Genomic DNA, 17,367 nt, shown 5'->3' on the forward strand with positions numbered 1-17,367 from the left:
TATGGCAGATGCACGCCACTCCCGCCAAAACACTCATGCGCGGCCTGGCGATCATGTCGCCCGCGTTACTCTGCGCCTGCGGATACCTCGCGGGGCCGGGCACCCAAAGCTCCCCGCCGAAGGCGGTGGCGCTCGATCCGATGATGGCCGGAAGGGCTTTGGCGAACACGACAGTGCGGAGCACCGTCCTTGCCGGTGTCCGCCAGCCCATCACCAGCGCGCGGCAGGGCCTTGCCGTCTTCTGGCACCGCCCGCGTGAAATCGTTGCGGGAAACATTCCTTCCGGGCTCGCACCGCTTCCCCAGATCCCTGAAACGCCGGGTAGCGCGGCGTTCGAGAGGCTGCTGGACGAAAAGGGATTTCCAAAAGCCGAGAACGGCACGCTGGAATGGCTGGTGGACGGGAAGGAGTTTTTCCCGGAGCTGGACCGCCAGATCGCCGCCGCACGGAAATCGGTCAACGTGCAGATCTACATTTTCGACAACGACGACATCGCGGTGCGCTACGCGGACAAGCTCAGGAAGCGCTCGCAGGACGTGAAGGTGAGGGTCCTCTACGACGATTTCGGCACGTCCACGGGGCATCTCTCCAGCCCGCTGACACAGGCACCCGAAGGATTTGAGCCTCCTGCGGACATGGAGCGTTATCTCGCTGATGATTCCCCTCTGGAGGTTCGCATGACGCTCAATCCCTGGCTGGTCGCGGATCATACCAAGCTGTTTGTGTTCGATGACCGCACCGCCATCCTAGGTGGCATGAACATCGGCCGCGAGTACTTCAACGAGTGGCACGATCTCATGGTGAAGGTGGACGGACCGGTGGTCGCCGGCCTTGCGGGGGAATTCAGCCGGGCATGGAGACTCAACGGGCCGTGGGGGGATCTGGCGCTGTTTTCCGGAAGGCGCAACTTCCCGAAGCCCGAAGCGATCCCGGGCGGCATCCCCATCCGTATCCTGCGCACCGATGCAGGCGTGGGGAAACACCAGATCCGCGATGCGCACCTGCTCGCCATCGCCGGAGCGAAAAGGCGCATCTTCATCGAAAACCCGTATTTCGCCAACGACGAGATCATGCTCGCCGTGCGCGCTGCGGCTTTGCGTGGCGTCGATGTCAGGGTCGTTTTCCCGGCGGAGGGCGATTCGGCGATCATGGACGCGGGAAATTTGGAGACCGCAAGGGTGCTCCTCGAAGCCGGTGCAAAGCTCTACCGCTACCCGCGCATGACCCACATGAAGGTCATGGTCTGCGATGGCTGGGCGACGGCCGGCTCCGCCAACCTCGACACCCTGAGCATGCGCATCAACCGCGAACTGAACATTTCCATCTCCGATGCGGCGGAGGTGGACAGGTTGGTCTCTGAGGTTTTCACGCCCGACTTCGCCCGCTCGCGCCGGATCACGCAACGGGATGTGAAATCCCCCGCTTCAGGCATCGCGGAAGCCATCGCCGACCAGCTCTGATTTGTCTACGGGCTGATCGAGTGCCTTTCCCAGAAGGCGCGCAGCCCTTCCTCATCGCCCTTGAAAACATTCCGCTCCATCGGGTGCGCCATGTTTCCGAAAAACCGCGGGCTGCGCCATGAAGCGGTGTCGTAGTGCTTGGCGCGTGATGCTCCGTTTTCCCAGACAACCCCGCCATACTGCCACATCGTCCATCCACCCCAGATTCCGTAAAGATCGCAGAGCTTGTCGGGTGTCAGCGTACCACCGGCGATTGTCCGCTCCGTCCCACCCGGCCCATAAAGCGCCAGCCAATACGGGGTGCGACGGATGATGGCTTTCTGCTGCGGGCTGGCGTTGCGCAGGCGCGAACGCAGCCCGTCGCTGTTCTCCAGATACGTCACCGGATAGATTCCGGTGCGGCGGTGAACCTGTGTGATGAATTTCACCAAACGATCCGGTGTCGAGTTCGTGTCGAAGTCGCCGACCAACAGGATCCGCTTTCCGGAAAGCCCCCTCGCGCGTGCCACGGATCGCACACGGTTCACGAAGCTGTCCGCCTGTGCCGCCGGATCCTGATCCATCGTCACGAAATGATAGGCGCCGAGCATCAGCCCCTCGCGGTCGGCGGATTTCAGGAAATCGCCGAACTTGTCGTCGAGCAGCGGCCCCTTCGCGGAGCGGGCGATGAGCGCCAGCGCGCCGTTTTTCCGGAAGGCGGAGACATTGTGCTGCGAGTAGCGGTCGCCGCCGCGCTGGACTTCCTTCGGATCCCAGCCGGAAACATTCAGCACCGCCGGCGAATCGGAGACGCTGGTGCCGCCGAAGCCGCCGCATTGGGTGAGCAGCGGGACGAACGGGATGAGGAGGAGAAGCTTTTTCACATCTCCAGCAGAACACCCCGCACCCACACCCGCAAGCGGGGAATTCATCCTGCCTGCCTTGGATGCCACTACCAAACGTCCACAAAAAAGCCGGGCTCCCAAGGGAACCCGGCTGATGAAGAGCTTTTGCGATCTAGCGGCGGCGGCGCAGGATCAGTGCAAGTCCGCCAAGACCTAGCAGTGCGATTGAGCTTGGCTCTGGAACGGCTGCTGCTGCCTCGAAGGCCGCCGCCACGGCACCTCCAGCGTTCGCACCGGTATTGTTTACCGGCGCAAGATAATCGCCAGCCGCTGCTGTCACTTGATATTGCGCTAAGCCCCTATAGTTATCAACGCTGTAATTATAAAGAGTTTCATAATCATCTACCGAGTCTGCAAGCGACTGGTTGTTGCGGGCAGCTTGATGAACGTAAAACCCGCTGTCCGTTGTCATGGACACTGTGGCGTTCGCCGGAGCGCCAAAAGAGTTGGTGGCACCTGTATCCTGCACGCCGGCTTTCAGTCCATCGACCGCGTAGAGACCGAACCCCATTGCTTGCGTAATACTGCTGGACAACTCGACTCGGAGAATCCCGTCAGTCGCCACGTTGTCGAGATAGAAGATCGAATTCGAAACCATGTCCCAGTTGTCATTACCATTGACGGCTACAGTCAGCTCAACGCTGTTGTAAAAAACCCTCGTGATGGAGGTAAAATTAGCGTTATCGCGGACCCCTTCGTGTGTAGAGCCTGTGAAAATCAATTTGCCATGTCCTGCCGCAGAGAATTCCGTTGATGGATTGAGGGTAATTTCGTAACCAAAGATGCCGCCACCTAGATCTGTCGGGGCGCCGCTGGGGGCAGCCGGTGCGAAGAAGTCTTGCAAGGTTACAGCGCCGTAAGAAGGACTTGCCATCAAGACTGCTGCAATAAAGGCGGGAAATTTGTTGTGTTTCATAAATAAGCTTCTCGTTGAAAAATCCCGTCCAGTTTTCATGGTTCCCAAAAAGTTCCAAGCATTTTTTGCCTGATTTTTTTGCCCGAACCGCTCCAGTTCACCAGATGAGCGATGTTGGTTGAGCAGGTTCAATGCCAGATGTGTTGAACGCCGTCGTATGCATGGCTGGCATCAGGCGGGTAGGCTTCACTCCTTGATCTCCTTCACCCGCACGGCGCGGTATTCCAGCTCCGCCCATTCGGCCTGGATGGAGATGTGGCCTTTTCCGAGGGGCTTCCATTTCCCGTCGGCATCCTTGAATTTCATGTTGTGGATGACGTTGACCAGGATGCCGTTTAGGTAGAACTCGGCCTTCTCGCTGCCATGGACGACGATTTCGGAGGTGTTCCATTCGCCGTGCGGCTTTTCGGCAAGCACGGTGACGGCGGCGCGCGCCCCGCCGGCCCCGCCTCCGCGTGTGACCAACTTCGCATCCGGATCGAATTTCCCGTCCGGCGATGCGGAGTCCGCGCGGGTGGCGCCGAGCACGAAGAGATCGCCCGAGACGTAGGGCGAGCCGATTTTTCCATCGCCCATCTGCATCTCAAGGGATGAAGGCCAGACGACCTTCGGGTCCCCGTGGATGTGGAAAAGGATGCCGGCATCGCGGTCGTCCTTGGTGCGGGGTTGGAATTTCCTGTCGAGCCAGCGGTATTCCACCTGGAGGCGGAAGTTCGACCATGTGGATTCGTGGTAGAGGTTTGCGCTAGATTGTTTCGAGCCCGCCTCCGCGCCTTGGTAGATGTGGATCACCCCGTCGCGGACGGTGAAAATCTTGTCAGTCCCTTGGGATTTCTCGTCGCCCCCTTTTCCGAGGCAGGCGGTCCAGCCGGTGAGATCCTTGCCGTTGAAAAGCTCGGTCCAGCCTTCTTCCTTGTCTTGGGCGGAGGCGGTGAGGGTTGCTGTGCAGAGCGCGAGGATTGGGAGCGTGATGCGGAGCCTTGAAATTGTTCTCATTGGAAGCCACACCTATTCCGGGAACCGCAGGATGGCGAGCGGGAAACGAATCATTGATCGGTTCGCGGGAATGGGGAATATGGCCGGGTATCCGTTCTGAAAGCCCTTCTCCAACTCTCCAACATCACGAAATCCTTCGGCGCGGTGCGTGCGCTGAAAGGGGTTTCATTCGGGCTGATCGAGGGGGAGGTGCACGCCCTCCTCGGCGAGAACGGGGCGGGGAAATCGACGCTGATCAAGGTGATCACCGGGGCGCACCAGGCAGATGGCGGGACGATGGAGGTTTGCGGGGAGGGGGTTTCCCATCTCACTCCGGCGCGGGCGCGGGAGCTTGGGATCGCCTGCATCTACCAGCAGCCGGCGCTGTTCCCGGATCTGAGCGTGGCGGAAAACATCGCCCTGCGGCTGGAGAAGGCGGGGGCGTTCTCGCGGGTGAAATGGGCGGCGCGGCGGAAGCGTGCGGAGGAGCTGTTAGGCCGTATCGGGGCGGAGATTTCGCCGGAGGCGGAGGTGCGTTCGCTCTCGATGCCGGAGCAGCAGCTGGTGGAGATCGCGTGTGCGCTGGGGGCTGGGGCGAGGATCGTGATCATGGACGAGCCGACGGCTTCGCTGACGCAGAAGGAGCAGCATCTGCTTTTCAAGGTGGTGCGCGACCTTCGGGAAAGCGGGGTCGGGGTGATCTACATCTCGCACCGGCTGGAGGAGATTTTCGCGCTGGCGGATCGCGTGACCGTGCTGCGCGATGGCGGGAGCGTGGGGACGAATGCGGTCGATGACCTGACCGAGGCGCAAATGATCAAGCTGATGGTGGGGCGCGAGGTTTCCGCGATGGATGCGCCCGCCGGGGGCGAGGCGGGAGAGATTGTGCTTTCGGTGAAAGGCCTGGGCTGCCGCGAGGGCGGGGTGAGCGGGGTCGATCTTGAGGTGCGGGCGGTAGAGATTGTCGGGCTTGCGGGATTGGTCGGCGCGGGGCGGACGGAGCTGGCGAGGGTGCTGTTCGGGATCACGCCGGCGGATTGCGGAGAAATTTTCCTGAATGGAAAGGCGGTGAGGATCAGAAATCCCCGTGAAGCGATCGCGCACGGCATCGCCTACGTGCCGGAGGACAGGCGGCGGCACGGGGTGATCCTGGAAATGCCGATTTCCCAGAACATGACGATGGCGAGCCATGGCAAACTGTTTCCCGGCACGCTGCTCAAGTTCGGCGTGGAAACGGAGGTGGCGCAGCGTTTCATCCGCGATCTCGGGATCAAGGCCAGCGGCACCGAGGCACCCGGCGGCAGCTTGAGCGGCGGCAACCAGCAGAAGGTCAGCGTCGCCCGCTGGCTGGCGACGGAGCCGAAACTGCTCATCCTCGACGAGCCGACCCAAGGGGTCGATGTCGGCGCGAAGGCGGAGATCCACCGCATCATCCGGGCGCTTGCGAAGGAGGGGCTGGCGGTGCTGATGATTTCCAGCGACCTCCCGGAGGTGCTCGGCATGAGCGACCGCGTGGCGGTGATGCGCGGGGGGAGAATCGTAAGGATTCTGGATAAAGGAGAGGCCGATGCGCACGGCGTGATGGCGGCGGCGCTCGGTGGCGGGGTCTGAAGAATTGGCTCGAAAAGCGCACTTTGACGGCGTAGCTTCCCTCCATGGCAGCCGTGACGGACATCATGCAGGACGTTCTCAAACTACCGAGAACAGAGCGTTCCTTCCTCGCGAAAAAACTCCTGGAAAGCCTGGATTCCGACGAGTCGTTCAGCGCGGAGGAGATGGGAGATTTCCAAAGCCGCTCCCGCGAGATCCGTGACGGCAGCGTGCAACCCATCAGCCTGGCGGAACTCCAGCGGGAAGTGTCGGGTCGCATGTCCCCATGACGGGATTGATCATCCATCCCAAGGTCGCGGGCGAACTTGCCGACGCGGCGAAGTGGTATCACCGGATCGATCCGGAATTGGCGCTGCGGTTCCTCGATGAGGTTTATGAAGGGATGGGGAAAGCCCGGGAAATGCCGCTCCTAATCAGGATGATCGAACATCCATACCGCAGGGTGCTCTGCGAGACATTTCCCTACCGCATTTTGTTTGAAATCATCGAGGAAATGCAGGCGGTCCACATCGTCGCCGTGATGCACCAGATGCGGCATCCGGATCATTGGAAAGAAGGATTGGACTCGTAGGTATTTTTTCTAACCCTTCGCCATGTTTCCGATGCCATGTCATTGGGTAGATCCCGAAATCAAGGAGGTCGCGCTATGAAACGCCACTCGCGCGAGCTGGCGGTGGGCGGGGCGCTGGTTCTGCTTCTGGCGGCGCTTGGGATTTTCGCGCCGAACTTTTTCGAGCCGCAGCCCTTCGTTTCCCGGCTGGCCTCGCAGATGCCGGCGCTGGTCGCGGCGATCGGGGTGGCGCTGGTGATCACCACGCGGCAGATCGATATTTCCATCGGCTCGCAGTTCAGCCTGTGTGCGGTGATCGCGGGGATGACGGCGGCCTCCGGGCTTCCGCTCGGCGCTGCGGTCGTCGCTGCGCTTGGGGCTGGCGCTCTCATGGGCGCGTTAAACGGCGTGCTCGTCGCCTACATGGGTCTGCCGAGCATCGTGGTGACGCTGGCGACTATGGTCACCTGGCAGGAGGCGCTGCGGCTTTGGCAAAAGGGGCGGCTGATGGATCTGCCGGACGGCGTGCAGTGGTTCGGCATGAGCCAGGGCGCGGGGCAGGGCTTGGTGATAGGGATTGCGGTTTTGCTGCTCGTCGCCGTGGCGTTGGCGATGAAACACACGTCCGCAGGCAGGTTTATCTACGCGACGGGAAGCGATTCCGAGGCCGCCCGGCTTGCGGGCATCAACCCGAAGGCGACGACCTTCGGCACCTTCGTCCTGATGGGCGTCCTCGTCGGCCTCGCGGCGGTGCTGAACCTCGTGCAGTCACCACAAGTCCAGCCCAACGGCGGCGATGGCCTTGAGCTGAAAGCGATCGCCGCGGCGGTGGTCGGCGGGGTGGCGATCAGCGGCGGACGCGGGACGGTGTGGGGTGTTCTGTTAGGGATGATGCTGCTGGCGAACGTGAATCCGGCGCTCACCCATTTCCACCAGCCTCCGTATTGGGAAAAGGCGATCCAAGGCCTGGTGATCATCCTCGCGGTCGCGGCGGATGGTTTCAGGAAGCGGAAAAAGCCAGTTTGACATCACCTATGATGTCATATACGATACCAAAGTGATCCGAGCCGTTATGGATACGAATGTCCTCATCGCAGGGTTGAGATCTTCCACGGGAGCCAGCTACCAGATCCTCCTGGCTGCGGACCGGGGCGATTTCGAAATGGCGCTGTCGGTTCCGCTTCTTGCGGAATACGACGATGTCACCGGCCGTCCTGAGAGCGGAATATCGATTCCGGCGTCGGCGGTGAGGGACGTCATCGGACGGCTCGCGCAAATCGCCCATGCCCAGCCGATTTACTACCTTTGGCGCAATATCCTCCCTGATCCCAAGGACGATATGGTGCTGGAAGTCGCCGTCGCCGCCCAAGCCTCCCACATCATGACTTTCAACAAAAAGGATCTCAAGCCGGCCTCGGAGTTTGGGATTTCCGTCGTCCAACCATCCGAGTTCCTACCATTGATATCATGAGCACCCTAAGCCTTAGATTGCCGGAGTCCCTTCACAGGACATTGAAAGCCGCCGCCGAGCAGGACGGAGTGTCCGTCAACCAGTTCATCAGCCTCGCGGTCGCGGAAAAGCTCTCCGCCCTGCAGACCTACGACATGATCGCGGAGCGTGCGAAGGGGGCGTCGCGAGACAGTTTCCTTGCGGCGATGGCGATGATTCCAAAAGGAAAAATCGTTCCGGGGGACGAGGTGGTCGGGAAGAATCCGTGAAGCGGAAATGACGCGCATTTTTTCATTCCGATCCCTTTTCGCACGCCATGAGGCGGTGCTGGCGCTCGTCATCCTGTTAGAGGTGATCCTTTTCGAATCGCTCGGCCGGAATTTCCTGACCGGCGGGAATGTCTCGAACGTGTTCCGCCACTCGGTGGAGATCGGCCTGCTGGCGCTGGCGATGACGCCCGTGATCCTCAGCGGCGGCATCGATCTCTCCGTCGGCTCGATGATGGGTCTTTGCGCGGTGGTATTCGGGATCCTCGTGAAAAAGCTCGGGCTCGATCCTCTTTCCGCGGCCTGCCTCACCGTCTGCGTCGGCGCGCTGGGCGGCGCGCTCAACGCGGGTCTCATCCACCGCTTCCGCATGCCGCCGCTGATCGTGACGCTCGGGACTTTCTCTCTTTTCCGGGGATTGGCTGAGGCGTTCACGAAAGGCTCGGAGTCCTATTCCGGGTTCTCCGAAAGCTTCCTCGCCCTTGGGAACTCCGATCTTGCGGGCGTGCCGATGCAGGTCTGGATCCTTGCGGCTGTCGCCCTTGCGGTCTGGTTCCTGGTGCACCGCACGACCTATGGGAGATCCTTGCGAGCGATCGGTTTTTCACCGGAGGGGGCGAGATACGCAGGCCTGCCGGTCGCCAGAAATGTCTCGGCCGCATACATCACGGCGGGTGCGGTGGCGGGACTCGCGGCGGTGATCTTGGCCGCACGGCTCGGCGAGGCACGGGCGAACGCGGGTATCGGTTACGAGCTGCTTGCCATAACCGCCGTGGTGCTCGGCGGGGTCAGCATTTTCGGGGGAACCGGCAACGTGGGCGGAACGGTCCTCGGTTGGATTTCCTTGGCCATCCTGAACAACGGCCTAACCCGCATTTCCGATTATGAGATCATGGGCGAAAAGGTTTCCAGCGTGGCGCGTGAGCTTTCCGGGATGCTCACAGGTATCCTTCTGCTTGCTGCGCTCTCGCTCGCGTCCGGAACAAAAACGCTGGCTCTGAGCCGTTCGCGCAAGCAGAATCCAGCCAATCCACCGAACCCATGACCCGAAAACCCTTTCTCCTCTGCGCCGCATTCCTCGCCGCGCTTCCCTTCGCTTCCTGCAAGAAATCGGAAGATGTCGGAAAGCCCTCCGTCGGTTTCCTCCTGAAAAGCAAGGGCAACCAATATTTCGTCGCCTGCGAGGCGGGCGCCCAAAACGCAGCGCAGGATCTCGACATCGACCTCCGCGTCGATGGCCCAATCAGCGCGGATCCGGCGAAGCAGAACGAGATCGTCGAGAACTGGATCACCGACGGGCTGGACGTGATCGTCGCGGCCTGCGAGAACAAGGACTCTCTTTCCACCGCGCTGCGGAAAGCACGGGAGGCCGGGATCAAGGTCGTCACCTATGATGCCGACGCCCAGCCGGATGCCCGCTCGTTTTTCGCCAACCAGGCAACGGCGCAGGGGATCGGTGAAAAGCTCATCGATACGACCGCCGAGCTGACCGGCGGCGAGGGCAAGTTCGCCATCATCACCGGGACTCTGACCTCAGCGAACCTGAACGAATGGATCGCAGCCATCAAGGAGCGGGTGGCGGAGAAATATCCGAACATGCAACTCGTGGACATCCGCCCCTGCGACGACAACAAGGACAAGGCGCAACAGGAGGCGACGAATTTGCTCAGCGCCCATCCGGATCTGACAGCCATCGTCGCCGTATGTTCGCCCGGTGTTCCCGGTGCGGCGGAGGCGGTCAAGCAGGCGGGCAAGACCGGTGCGGTGAAAGTCGTCGGCCTCGGTCTTCCGAGCGAGAACCGCGCCTACATCAAGGACGGTGTCACCCAGGCCATCATCCTCTGGAGCCCCGAGGATCTCGGCTACCTCGCGGTGCAGGCAGGGGTCGCCCTCGCAAAGGGAGACCTCACCGCAGGCTCGGAAAAATTCACCGCAGGTAAGCTTGGCGAACTCAAGGTCGAGGGTGACAGCATCATCCTCGGCAAGCCGATGGCCTTCACCGAGGAGAATATCGACGAATACGATTTCTGATTTCCGATATCACCTACCTACGGCGGCGGAGCAGGCCTAGCGCCGCGATGCCGAGCAAGGCGAAGGCCGAGGGCTCGGGAACCACGGTGACCGTTCCCTCAAAGGTGATATTGTCCAGCGCGAAGCCATGTGATGCTGTGCTCGCGTTTGTGATCATATAGATCCGGAATTCGGTCGCGGCGGTAATTCTTGGTAGCGATGACAAGTCGATCGTATCCGTTTCCGTGCCGCCTGCGGTGCCTGTCCAGTTCTGGGTGCCGATCGCGTCGGCATCCGACGAGAAGCCGCCAACGTCAGAAAAAACGCCCACTAGTTTGGCCGCCGTGCCGTTCGTGATTCCCATATCCATGGTGAATGTCGTGAGGTCAATCGTCGCGCCTGCTCCGGGGGTCAGCGTGAAGCTGAGATACATGTTGTTAGCGATTGCTGTATTGAGACTGGTGCTGCGGTCTAAAAACCATGCCAAATGATTGCAGGTTACTCCCCGAACCCGGCGCTCTCGCTCGAGCCGGACGCCCCCCACATATTGTGCACGGATACGAACCACCCCGCGTCGCTTTCGCGGCGCAGGGTGGTTGGGGTTGAATCCGATGAGCCCGATCAGGCACGCCTGCGGCGGACGAGCAGGAGACCGCCGAGCCCGAGGAGAGCCAGTGAGGAGGGTTCGGGAATGGGTGTTGCGGTGACGCCGATCGCGGAAAGCTTCACCGTCCGGTGGCCGTTGGTCGTGAGGCCGCCCGTCGTGTCCATCTTGATCGTGAGCGTGCCATCCGCCGTGAGGCCGGCGACATCAAGCGTATAGATGTGACCGACGGTTGTGGTGCCGGATCCCTGCGGGGAAGAGATCGTGTAGATGCTCTGAGTGGCGCCTGCCACGTTTGCGGTGAAGCGTTGGTCTGAACGATCCCCCGTGACCGCCGTGTAGATGTCGATCGAGTAGTCCGTGTTCGCCAGCAGACTGAAAGACAGTTCAAGTGACGGGTCGGTGACCGGGTTCGGGGCGTTCGAGCTGTGCCGGATGAGGGCATAGCCGATGGTTGAGCCGCTCTCCTGGACGTACGAGTGGATGGCGGCCAAATTATTTGAAGGGCCGGAACCCGATAAGACGTTAAGCGTGGTGTTGATGATCGAGGTAGCGGCCTTCTCGGAAGTTGCTGTCGTGTATAGCTCTGAGGGGCGGTTGCCCGCCGCCCAGCGGGCCCAGTCATCGTAAGTGGTTTCCAAATCCAGGCTCGAGGCCGTGGATGCCACGCTGGATGCGGAAAGTGTCGTCGCCGCGTCCGCCGATATGGAAATAAGGCTGCATCCGACAAAGGTTGCCGCCGCGAGGAGGTGTTTCGCGGAATTTCTGCCGCCGATGTGCTGATGGGTCTGTTTCATTGTGTTCTCTGCCTTTTGGTGGTGATTTGAAGGAGTCCTAACGAATCATGGCGTAGCAATGAACGCGTCACCCACGCATATAGCGTGAGAAAACCCGGCATAGGGAAGGAAATTCGGAATCGACGACTATGCCAAACGGTTGTAGGTTGACCTGTGGCGCTCAAACTCCTTTCCCATGCCGAGCAGGTGGCCGAGCACCTGCGGACCGCGCTGCTGAGGCGACGCTGGACAGGGACGATGCCCGGCGTGCTGGCGTTGCAGGCCGAGCTGGGGGTGAACCGCACGACGGTGGACACCGCCCTGCAATTGCTTGAGCGGGAGGGCCTGCTCATCCCCCGGGGAGTCGGCAAGCCGCGCCTCATTTCCATACCCGGGGATGCGAGATCGCCGGGCACGCGCATCGGGATCCTTCGGTTCGAGCCGCAGGAAAGCCAGCAGATCGAGATGGTCGATCTGCTTCACCGGCTCCGGGAGGACGGGCATGAGATCGTCGTTGCCCCAAAAACCCTGAGCGGCATGGGGATGGAAACGGAGAAGGTGAAGCGCCTTGTGAAAGGGATCGCTGTCGATGGCTGGGTCGTCGTCTGTGCCGAGGATCACATCCTCAGATGGTTCGCGGAACAGCCCGTTCCTTTCATCGCGTATCATGGTCGCGACATCCCGGGCTTGCCGATGGCGAGGGTCGGGCTTGCGCTGGAAGCAGCCTTATCGGAGATGTTGCGGCGACTGATTTCCCTCGGCCACCGGCGCATCGTTTCGCTCTCACAGGCCAGCAGGCCATCCGGCCTTTTTGTTGCGGAAATGAAAGCGGCCGGGATCGAGACCGGCCCCTATCACCACCCGAGGCTGGGGCCGGGCCCGGCGGCTTTCCGCCGCACGCTGGATTCCCTTTTCGCAATGACCCCGCCCACTGCGCTGTACATCGACGAAGCGCCGCTCACGCTCGCTGCCATGAGCCACCTCGCCCGCAAGGGCATCCACGCGCCCCGGGATGTTTCGCTGGCATGCCTTGGCTGGCATCCCGTCTTCGGATACGTGGAGCCCGAGGTGTCGCGTGTCGACTGGGACGGAAACGACATCGTGAACCGCGTCCTGCGCTGGGCTCGCAACGTGGAGCGCAAGCACAAGGACACAGCCGCAACATGGGTCAAGTCCACGTTCATCGAGGGCGGAAGCATCGGGCCGCCGCCCTGAGCCAGGGGGGCGGATCACCCCAGCGGATTTTCCAGCCCCGTCTCGCGGATGTAGAATTCCGGCTTGAGATCGGCGAGCGGCCCCCGGAGTTTTTCGATTTCCGCAGCCGGGCCGTGGACTTCGAGGCGTGCGAGATCGGCGAGTTCGAGAAATTTCGCGAGCAACTCGCCGACATTTCCCAGATGCGCGAGCACGCCTTCCGCTCCGACATATGCCTCGCGGCAGAAGGCCATGTCGCCGTGGCGGGAGAAATCGTAGTAAAGGCAGGCGGGCTCGGTGGCGGTTTTTGCCACGAAGGCGGGCATCAGCGCGGTGAAGGCGGCGAGGTTGCCCTCACGGATTTTGAAATACGGGTGGAGGCTGACGGCGTGGGAAAGTGTTTCGGACATGACCCGCAGCCTAGCCGCTTTTCCCTGGGACAAAACCCCTAAATGCGCACGGCGCGGAAGGGACGAACCCTTCCGCGCCGTGGGATGAGTGAGATGCGTAGAACCGCGCTCAGCGGCGGCGGTGCAGCAGGAGCAGGGCGCCGAGACCGCCGAGAAGGGCCGCCACATTGGGCTCTGGCACGGCCATCAGGGCAATGTCATTGCCACCGGTGAAAGTGCTTCCTGCCGAGTCGGCTATGTAGCTGATCTGCCAATCCAGGCCGCCGTAGTTGGAAACCACCGCCCCTTGTGCGAAGCCTGTGTAGGTGCCGCTGATGGCATCCGTGCTGTCGTTGAGCAGGAGGAACACCATGTCATTCACCGCGTAGGTGCCGCTGAACAGCGTGGTGAGGCTGCCATTGGTGATGTCCACCGTTCCGGCTGTGATGATCTGGTCATGCTGGGTGCCGGCGGTGAGCCCGCTGATCTCGGCGGCATACGTGCCTGCCTGGATGTAGTTGCCGGTGTTGAGGATGCCCGGGCTGTTGCCGGGAGCCACGAAGCCACCGCTCTGGATGGTGAGCGCACCGACGGAGCCCGAACCTCCAATCGTCGCACCGGAGGCGACGGTTGTCTGCACGCTGGTGGTGATGTTGCCATTGACGATGAGCGTACCGCCGGAGACGTCGGTCGCGCCTGTGTAGGCGTTGCTGGTGCCGGTCAGTGTGAGGGTGTCGGCACCCGTCTTGGTCAACGCGAGGTTGCCAGCCAACTTGCCGCCGTAGCTGGACGGGGAGGCGGCGGCTGTGTTCACCGTGAGGGTCGATGCGGTGGACGAGCTGTTGTTGACGCTGTTGAAACTCGCCGAACCGGTGCTTAGAGAGAGTCCCGCCACTTCCTGGTTGAAACCGTTGAGGTCGAACTCGGTGGCGTTAGCCAGCGTGGACCCAGTCATGTTGAGCCTGGTGCCAATCGGTAGGCGGTCGTTGCCTCCCGCGATCTGCAGCTTGCCGACAACCAGATTCGTATCGCCAAGATAGGTGTTGGCTCCGGAAAGGATCACGGTGGAGTCGGTGACGTTCGCCGTGCGGATGTTAAGCCCGGTGCTGACTACGCCGCTGTCGATCACGCCGCTGACCTCTAGGGTCGCGTTGGCCGATGCACCGATACGCGTTCCGGTGGAGCCGATGGTGACCGGTCCCTGCCACTTGTTGGTGCCGCTGAAGGAAGTCAAGGCGCCGCTGAAGTTGCCGCCACCGTTGATGATCAGGGATTCCCCTGCGTTCATGGTCACGCCTCCGTCGAGTTCCAGCCGGGCGACGGTCGTGCCGGTGCCACTCCCGTTCACCACGGTGCCTGCGGCCGTGCCTCCCAATGCGTTGGCGTGACCCACCTGCAGCGCCCCGCCATCGATGGTGGTGAGGCCGGTGTAGGTGTTGCCAGCTCCGGTGCCCATGATGAATCTGCCTGCTCCTTTTTTGGTAAGGGCGATGGCTCCGGTGATTTGACCGTTACCGGGTTCGGCACCTGTGGTGACGTTGCTGAAATTGTATTCGGCGCTGTTGTTGATGGTCAGCGTGGCCGCTGTGGCGGAGCTTATCCGCTGGTTACGGTCAGCAGCCGTTGTGTTTTGGAGACCCGCGAGTTCCTGATCTTCTCCGTTCAGATCAAAAGTAATCGAACGACCTCTCGGCGTGTCGCGTCCCCCACCTTTTTTGCGGACGCCTCGGAGAGGCATCCATGCCACGGAAAACGCCCGCTTCGGGTGAAGCGGGCGCTTGGGAGACCTCTTTGCTGAGGTTTGAATTTTCTTACCTGCGGCGGCGCAGCAGGAGCAGCGCGCCGAGGCCGCTGAGAAGGAACGTGGAGGGCTCGGGGATGATCACCGCGTTCAGGCTGCCGGAGGTGAAGTAACCCGACTTGCCGTTTCCGAAGTCGTAGGCCGTTCCCTCGCTCAGGAACACGGTGCCGCCGAAATCGATGGAGAACGTGCCGTCGATGAGTTCGTAGGTGCCCGGTGCGGCGTTGAGCCAGTCCCAGCCGACGATGTCCTGGAAGGTGAGGTCGCCCAAGGTGAGGCTGCCACCCGTCAGGCCGAGGATGCCGGTGCTGTTCGCGGCGATGGTAGCGTTGGTGAGATCAAGCTTGCCGCTCTTCTCGATCGTGAGGCCGCTGCCCAAGGTTCCGGAACTTCCGTTGCTACCGATCGTCCCGTCGGCCTGTACGGTGACCGCGCTGTTGGCAAGGGCGCCGCTGACATAGAGAGTGCCTGCAGACACAATAGTTGCTTCGGAGTAGGTGTTGGCGGCGTTCGAGAGGGTGAGCGCACCACTGCCCGTCTTGGTCAAAGCAATCGAGCCCGTGCCATCCGTAACGGCTCCCGAGATGGAGGAAGAGTTGTTGTTTCCCCCGATCAACAGGGTGTGGACACCCGCACCGGTCGTCTTGAATCCGCCACCACCGGCATCCGTCACCGTGCCGAAGCTGTAGGTGCCGGCGGAATTCAGCTCAACCGGAATCGCGCTGCTGATCTGCAGCGTGCCGTTGGGGAGCGAAGCGCTCCCGTTCGCGAATCTCATGCCGAGGCCGCCGGAGCCGGCGCTGGTGGTCCGCGAAACCACGGTTCCGGTGAATGCGGAGTTGTCGCCGTTTAGGAATAGGCGGTACACATCGCTGCCGTCGGATCCTTGGAGCGTGCCGCTGCCGGTAAGATCCCCGGCAAGAGTCAGATTGATCGGGTTGGACGTTTGCGCCGTCAGCGTCACCCCGGAATTGATTGCGATGTCGTTGCTTAGCACCACGCCGTTCGTTGTGGCGCCCAGAGTGGCATTGCCCGTCACCGTCACGGCGCCCGAACCGAGAGCGCTTCCCGACGCAACGAGGACAACGCCATCCGCGATGTTCGTTCCACCGGTGTAGGTGTTGGCCTTGTCGAGGACAAGCGTTCCGGATCCGAGCTTGCTCAGGCCGATGATGCCGCCGCTGGTTCCGGTTGAATCGGCGATGGCATCGCCCTGGGTGAAGGTGCCGCCTGTGGCGGTGCCGGTATCGAGGCCGAGCTTGGCTCCGGCCTGCAGCCCCGCTGTGGCGGAGCCCGCCACCGAGATGTTACCGAGCAGGGTGTTCAGGCTGGCGGCGGTGAACCCGTCGGTTCCCGCGGAATCGACGTTCAGCGCCAAGGTGGCGCCGCTCTTTACGTTGATCTTGGCAGCCGTCCAGTTGGCGGGGGTGTTATCGTAGAGCGAAGCCTGGTTGGCGTACTGTAGCGTGCCCGCGGCCACCACGGTGTTGCCGGTATAGCTGCCGGTTCCTGAAATAATGAGGGTGCCGTTGCCGTCCTTGGTCAGCCCCCTCGTGCCGGTGTCCTGGCTGACACCGCCGCTGAGGGTCACCGTGGAGCCCGGCGCGATGACCGTGAAAGTCCGCGTGCTTCCCACCAGTTTGACGTCCCCCGATATATCGAAGTCGTTCGTCCCGCCCAGCCTCAGCCCGCCGGTTTCCACATCAATGGCGTTCGGCAGGACGATCCCGCCGGTCGTGGCACGGAGCTGGGCGCCCCTAGAAAGCACCTTGCCTGCGCCCAAGGCGTTGTTGTGCCCCACATCCAAGAAACCGCCGGAACCGGTGGCGGCGACATTGCTGGAGGACGCGTTGACCGTCCCGTTGCCCAAAATGAAGTCGCCGGTGAAAGCGCTATCGCCGGTGAGGGTGAGCGTGCCCGTGCCCAGCTTGGTGAATCCGAATCCGGTTCCGCTTATCGGACGGACGATGTTCAGTCCCGCATTGCCGTTGATCGTGGCGGTCAGGTTGCCGACCAATGCGATGTCGCCCTTCACCGTGCCGATGGTGTGGGTGGCGCTGGCCGCATCGACGGTGATTGATGGACTGGCGCCTCCGAACGTCAGGGTTCTTGCGGTGGACGAGCTGTCGGTGTTGCTGCTCGCAAGGAACAGCGTCATCGCCGTGGTCGCGCTGCTGTTGAAAGTCAGCGAGCCGATCGTCCGGTCGGCGTCACCCAGGACGCTCTGGTTGTTGTTGATGGCACTGTAAAAGATGATATTCGCGTTTTCGTCGAACGTAAGTGCGGGATCGCCCGCCCAGTTTGCGCTCAACTGCCACGCCCTGGAAATTCCCGCTCCTGCGTCCCACGTGTAGTCTACGGCGCGCGCGTGGGAAGCGGCGAGGATTATGGCGCTCGGGATGAGGAATCGGCGGATGGGCTGGCGGGTTTTCATAGCTTCTGGGGTTTTCGGAGGCGGCCAAAACGGCTGTCTTCCATGAT

The 17,367-nt window shown here is 61.8% G+C and carries 18 protein-coding genes; 10 read left to right on the plus strand and 8 right to left on the minus strand.

The features are described from left to right. Window positions 1-8 precede the first annotated feature (8 nt). A complete protein-coding gene (locus HZ994_08495) occupies window positions 9-1,460 on the plus strand; it encodes a phosphatidylserine/phosphatidylglycerophosphate/cardiolipin synthase family protein (GenBank protein QTN32366.1) in 1,452 nt (483 codons plus the stop codon). 5 nt (window positions 1,461-1,465) lie between these two features. Here HZ994_08495 and HZ994_08500 read toward each other — a convergent pair whose 3' ends face one another. The 3 genes from HZ994_08500 to HZ994_08510 form a co-directional block, all read right to left on the minus strand. Beyond that, a complete protein-coding gene (locus HZ994_08500; protein QTN32367.1) occupies window positions 1,466-2,323 on the minus strand; it encodes a hypothetical protein in 858 nt (285 codons plus the stop codon). A gap of 133 nt (window positions 2,324-2,456) precedes the next feature. Next, window positions 2,457-2,942, minus strand: coding sequence for a PEP-CTERM sorting domain-containing protein (locus HZ994_08505; GenBank protein QTN34349.1), 486 nt, complete (start codon window positions 2,940-2,942; stop codon window positions 2,457-2,459). A 504-nt stretch (window positions 2,943-3,446) separates the two neighbouring features. Then, complete coding sequence (locus HZ994_08510) at window positions 3,447-4,256, minus strand: DUF1080 domain-containing protein (GenBank protein ID QTN32368.1); 810 nt, start codon at window positions 4,254-4,256, stop codon at window positions 3,447-3,449. 96 nt (window positions 4,257-4,352) lie between these two features. Between HZ994_08510 and HZ994_08515 the strand changes: the two genes are divergently transcribed. The 8 genes from HZ994_08515 (at window position 4,353) to HZ994_08550 (ending at window position 10,143) form a co-directional block, all read left to right on the plus strand. Next, window positions 4,353-5,846 carry a sugar ABC transporter ATP-binding protein gene (locus HZ994_08515; GenBank protein QTN34350.1) on the plus strand — a complete coding sequence of 498 codons (1,494 nt, stop codon included), beginning with the start codon at window positions 4,353-4,355 and terminating at the stop codon, window positions 5,844-5,846. Window positions 5,847-5,890: 44 nt separating this feature from the next. Further along, window positions 5,891-6,115, plus strand: a complete 225-nt coding sequence (locus HZ994_08520; GenBank protein ID QTN32369.1) for an addiction module protein — start codon at window positions 5,891-5,893, stop codon at window positions 6,113-6,115. After that, the gene (locus tag HZ994_08525) at window positions 6,112-6,417 is read left to right on the plus strand and encodes a type II toxin-antitoxin system RelE/ParE family toxin (protein QTN32370.1); all 306 of its coding nucleotides are present in this window, start codon (window positions 6,112-6,114) and stop codon (window positions 6,415-6,417) included. The genes HZ994_08520 and HZ994_08525 overlap by 4 nt, the downstream gene beginning before the upstream one ends. A 75-nt stretch (window positions 6,418-6,492) precedes the next feature. Next, the gene (locus tag HZ994_08530; protein ID QTN32371.1) at window positions 6,493-7,422 is read left to right on the plus strand and encodes an ABC transporter permease; all 930 of its coding nucleotides are present in this window, start codon (window positions 6,493-6,495) and stop codon (window positions 7,420-7,422) included. Between the two features lie 31 nt (window positions 7,423-7,453). Further along, window positions 7,454-7,867 (plus strand): putative toxin-antitoxin system toxin component, PIN family, encoded by a 414-nt coding sequence (locus tag HZ994_08535; GenBank protein ID QTN32372.1) that lies wholly within the window; start codon window positions 7,454-7,456, stop codon window positions 7,865-7,867. Further along, complete coding sequence (locus tag HZ994_08540) at window positions 7,864-8,115, plus strand: toxin-antitoxin system HicB family antitoxin (GenBank protein QTN32373.1); 252 nt, start codon at window positions 7,864-7,866, stop codon at window positions 8,113-8,115. The genes HZ994_08535 and HZ994_08540 overlap by 4 nt, the downstream gene beginning before the upstream one ends. A 7-nt stretch (window positions 8,116-8,122) precedes the next feature. Then, the gene (locus tag HZ994_08545; GenBank protein ID QTN32374.1) at window positions 8,123-9,157 is read left to right on the plus strand and encodes an ABC transporter permease; all 1,035 of its coding nucleotides are present in this window, start codon (window positions 8,123-8,125) and stop codon (window positions 9,155-9,157) included. Next, complete coding sequence (locus HZ994_08550) at window positions 9,154-10,143, plus strand: substrate-binding domain-containing protein (GenBank protein ID QTN32375.1); 990 nt, start codon at window positions 9,154-9,156, stop codon at window positions 10,141-10,143. The genes HZ994_08545 and HZ994_08550 overlap by 4 nt, the downstream gene beginning before the upstream one ends. Window positions 10,144-10,156: 13 nt before the next feature. Here the strand turns inward: HZ994_08550 and HZ994_08555 are convergent, their stop codons facing one another. Then, window positions 10,157-10,555, minus strand: coding sequence for a PEP-CTERM sorting domain-containing protein (locus HZ994_08555; protein QTN32376.1), 399 nt, complete (start codon window positions 10,553-10,555; stop codon window positions 10,157-10,159). A 188-nt stretch (window positions 10,556-10,743) separates the two neighbouring features. Next, window positions 10,744-11,523 (minus strand): PEP-CTERM sorting domain-containing protein, encoded by a 780-nt coding sequence (locus tag HZ994_08560; GenBank protein QTN32377.1) that lies wholly within the window; start codon window positions 11,521-11,523, stop codon window positions 10,744-10,746. A 153-nt stretch (window positions 11,524-11,676) separates the two neighbouring features. On the opposite strand from HZ994_08560, the gene HZ994_08565 reads away from it, so the two are divergent. Further along, window positions 11,677-12,717, plus strand: coding sequence for a substrate-binding domain-containing protein (locus HZ994_08565; GenBank protein ID QTN32378.1), 1,041 nt, complete (start codon window positions 11,677-11,679; stop codon window positions 12,715-12,717). A gap of 14 nt (window positions 12,718-12,731) precedes the next feature. Here the strand turns inward: HZ994_08565 and HZ994_08570 are convergent, their stop codons facing one another. From HZ994_08570 to HZ994_08580, 3 genes are all read right to left on the minus strand, one after another. Next, window positions 12,732-13,106: a hypothetical protein gene (locus HZ994_08570; protein ID QTN32379.1), complete on the minus strand. Its 375-nt coding sequence runs from the start codon at window positions 13,104-13,106 to the stop codon at window positions 12,732-12,734. A gap of 109 nt (window positions 13,107-13,215) precedes the next feature. Continuing rightward, window positions 13,216-14,823, minus strand: coding sequence for an autotransporter-associated beta strand repeat-containing protein (locus HZ994_08575; protein ID QTN32380.1), 1,608 nt, complete (start codon window positions 14,821-14,823; stop codon window positions 13,216-13,218). A 73-nt stretch (window positions 14,824-14,896) separates the two neighbouring features. After that, entirely contained in the window at window positions 14,897-17,320 is a 2,424-nt protein-coding gene (locus tag HZ994_08580) for an autotransporter-associated beta strand repeat-containing protein (protein ID QTN32381.1), read from the minus strand. Between the last annotated feature and the right edge of the window lie 47 nt (window positions 17,321-17,367).

The organism is Akkermansiaceae bacterium (assembly GCA_017798145.1).
Classification (GTDB): Bacteria; Verrucomicrobiota; Verrucomicrobiia; order Verrucomicrobiales; family Akkermansiaceae; genus Luteolibacter.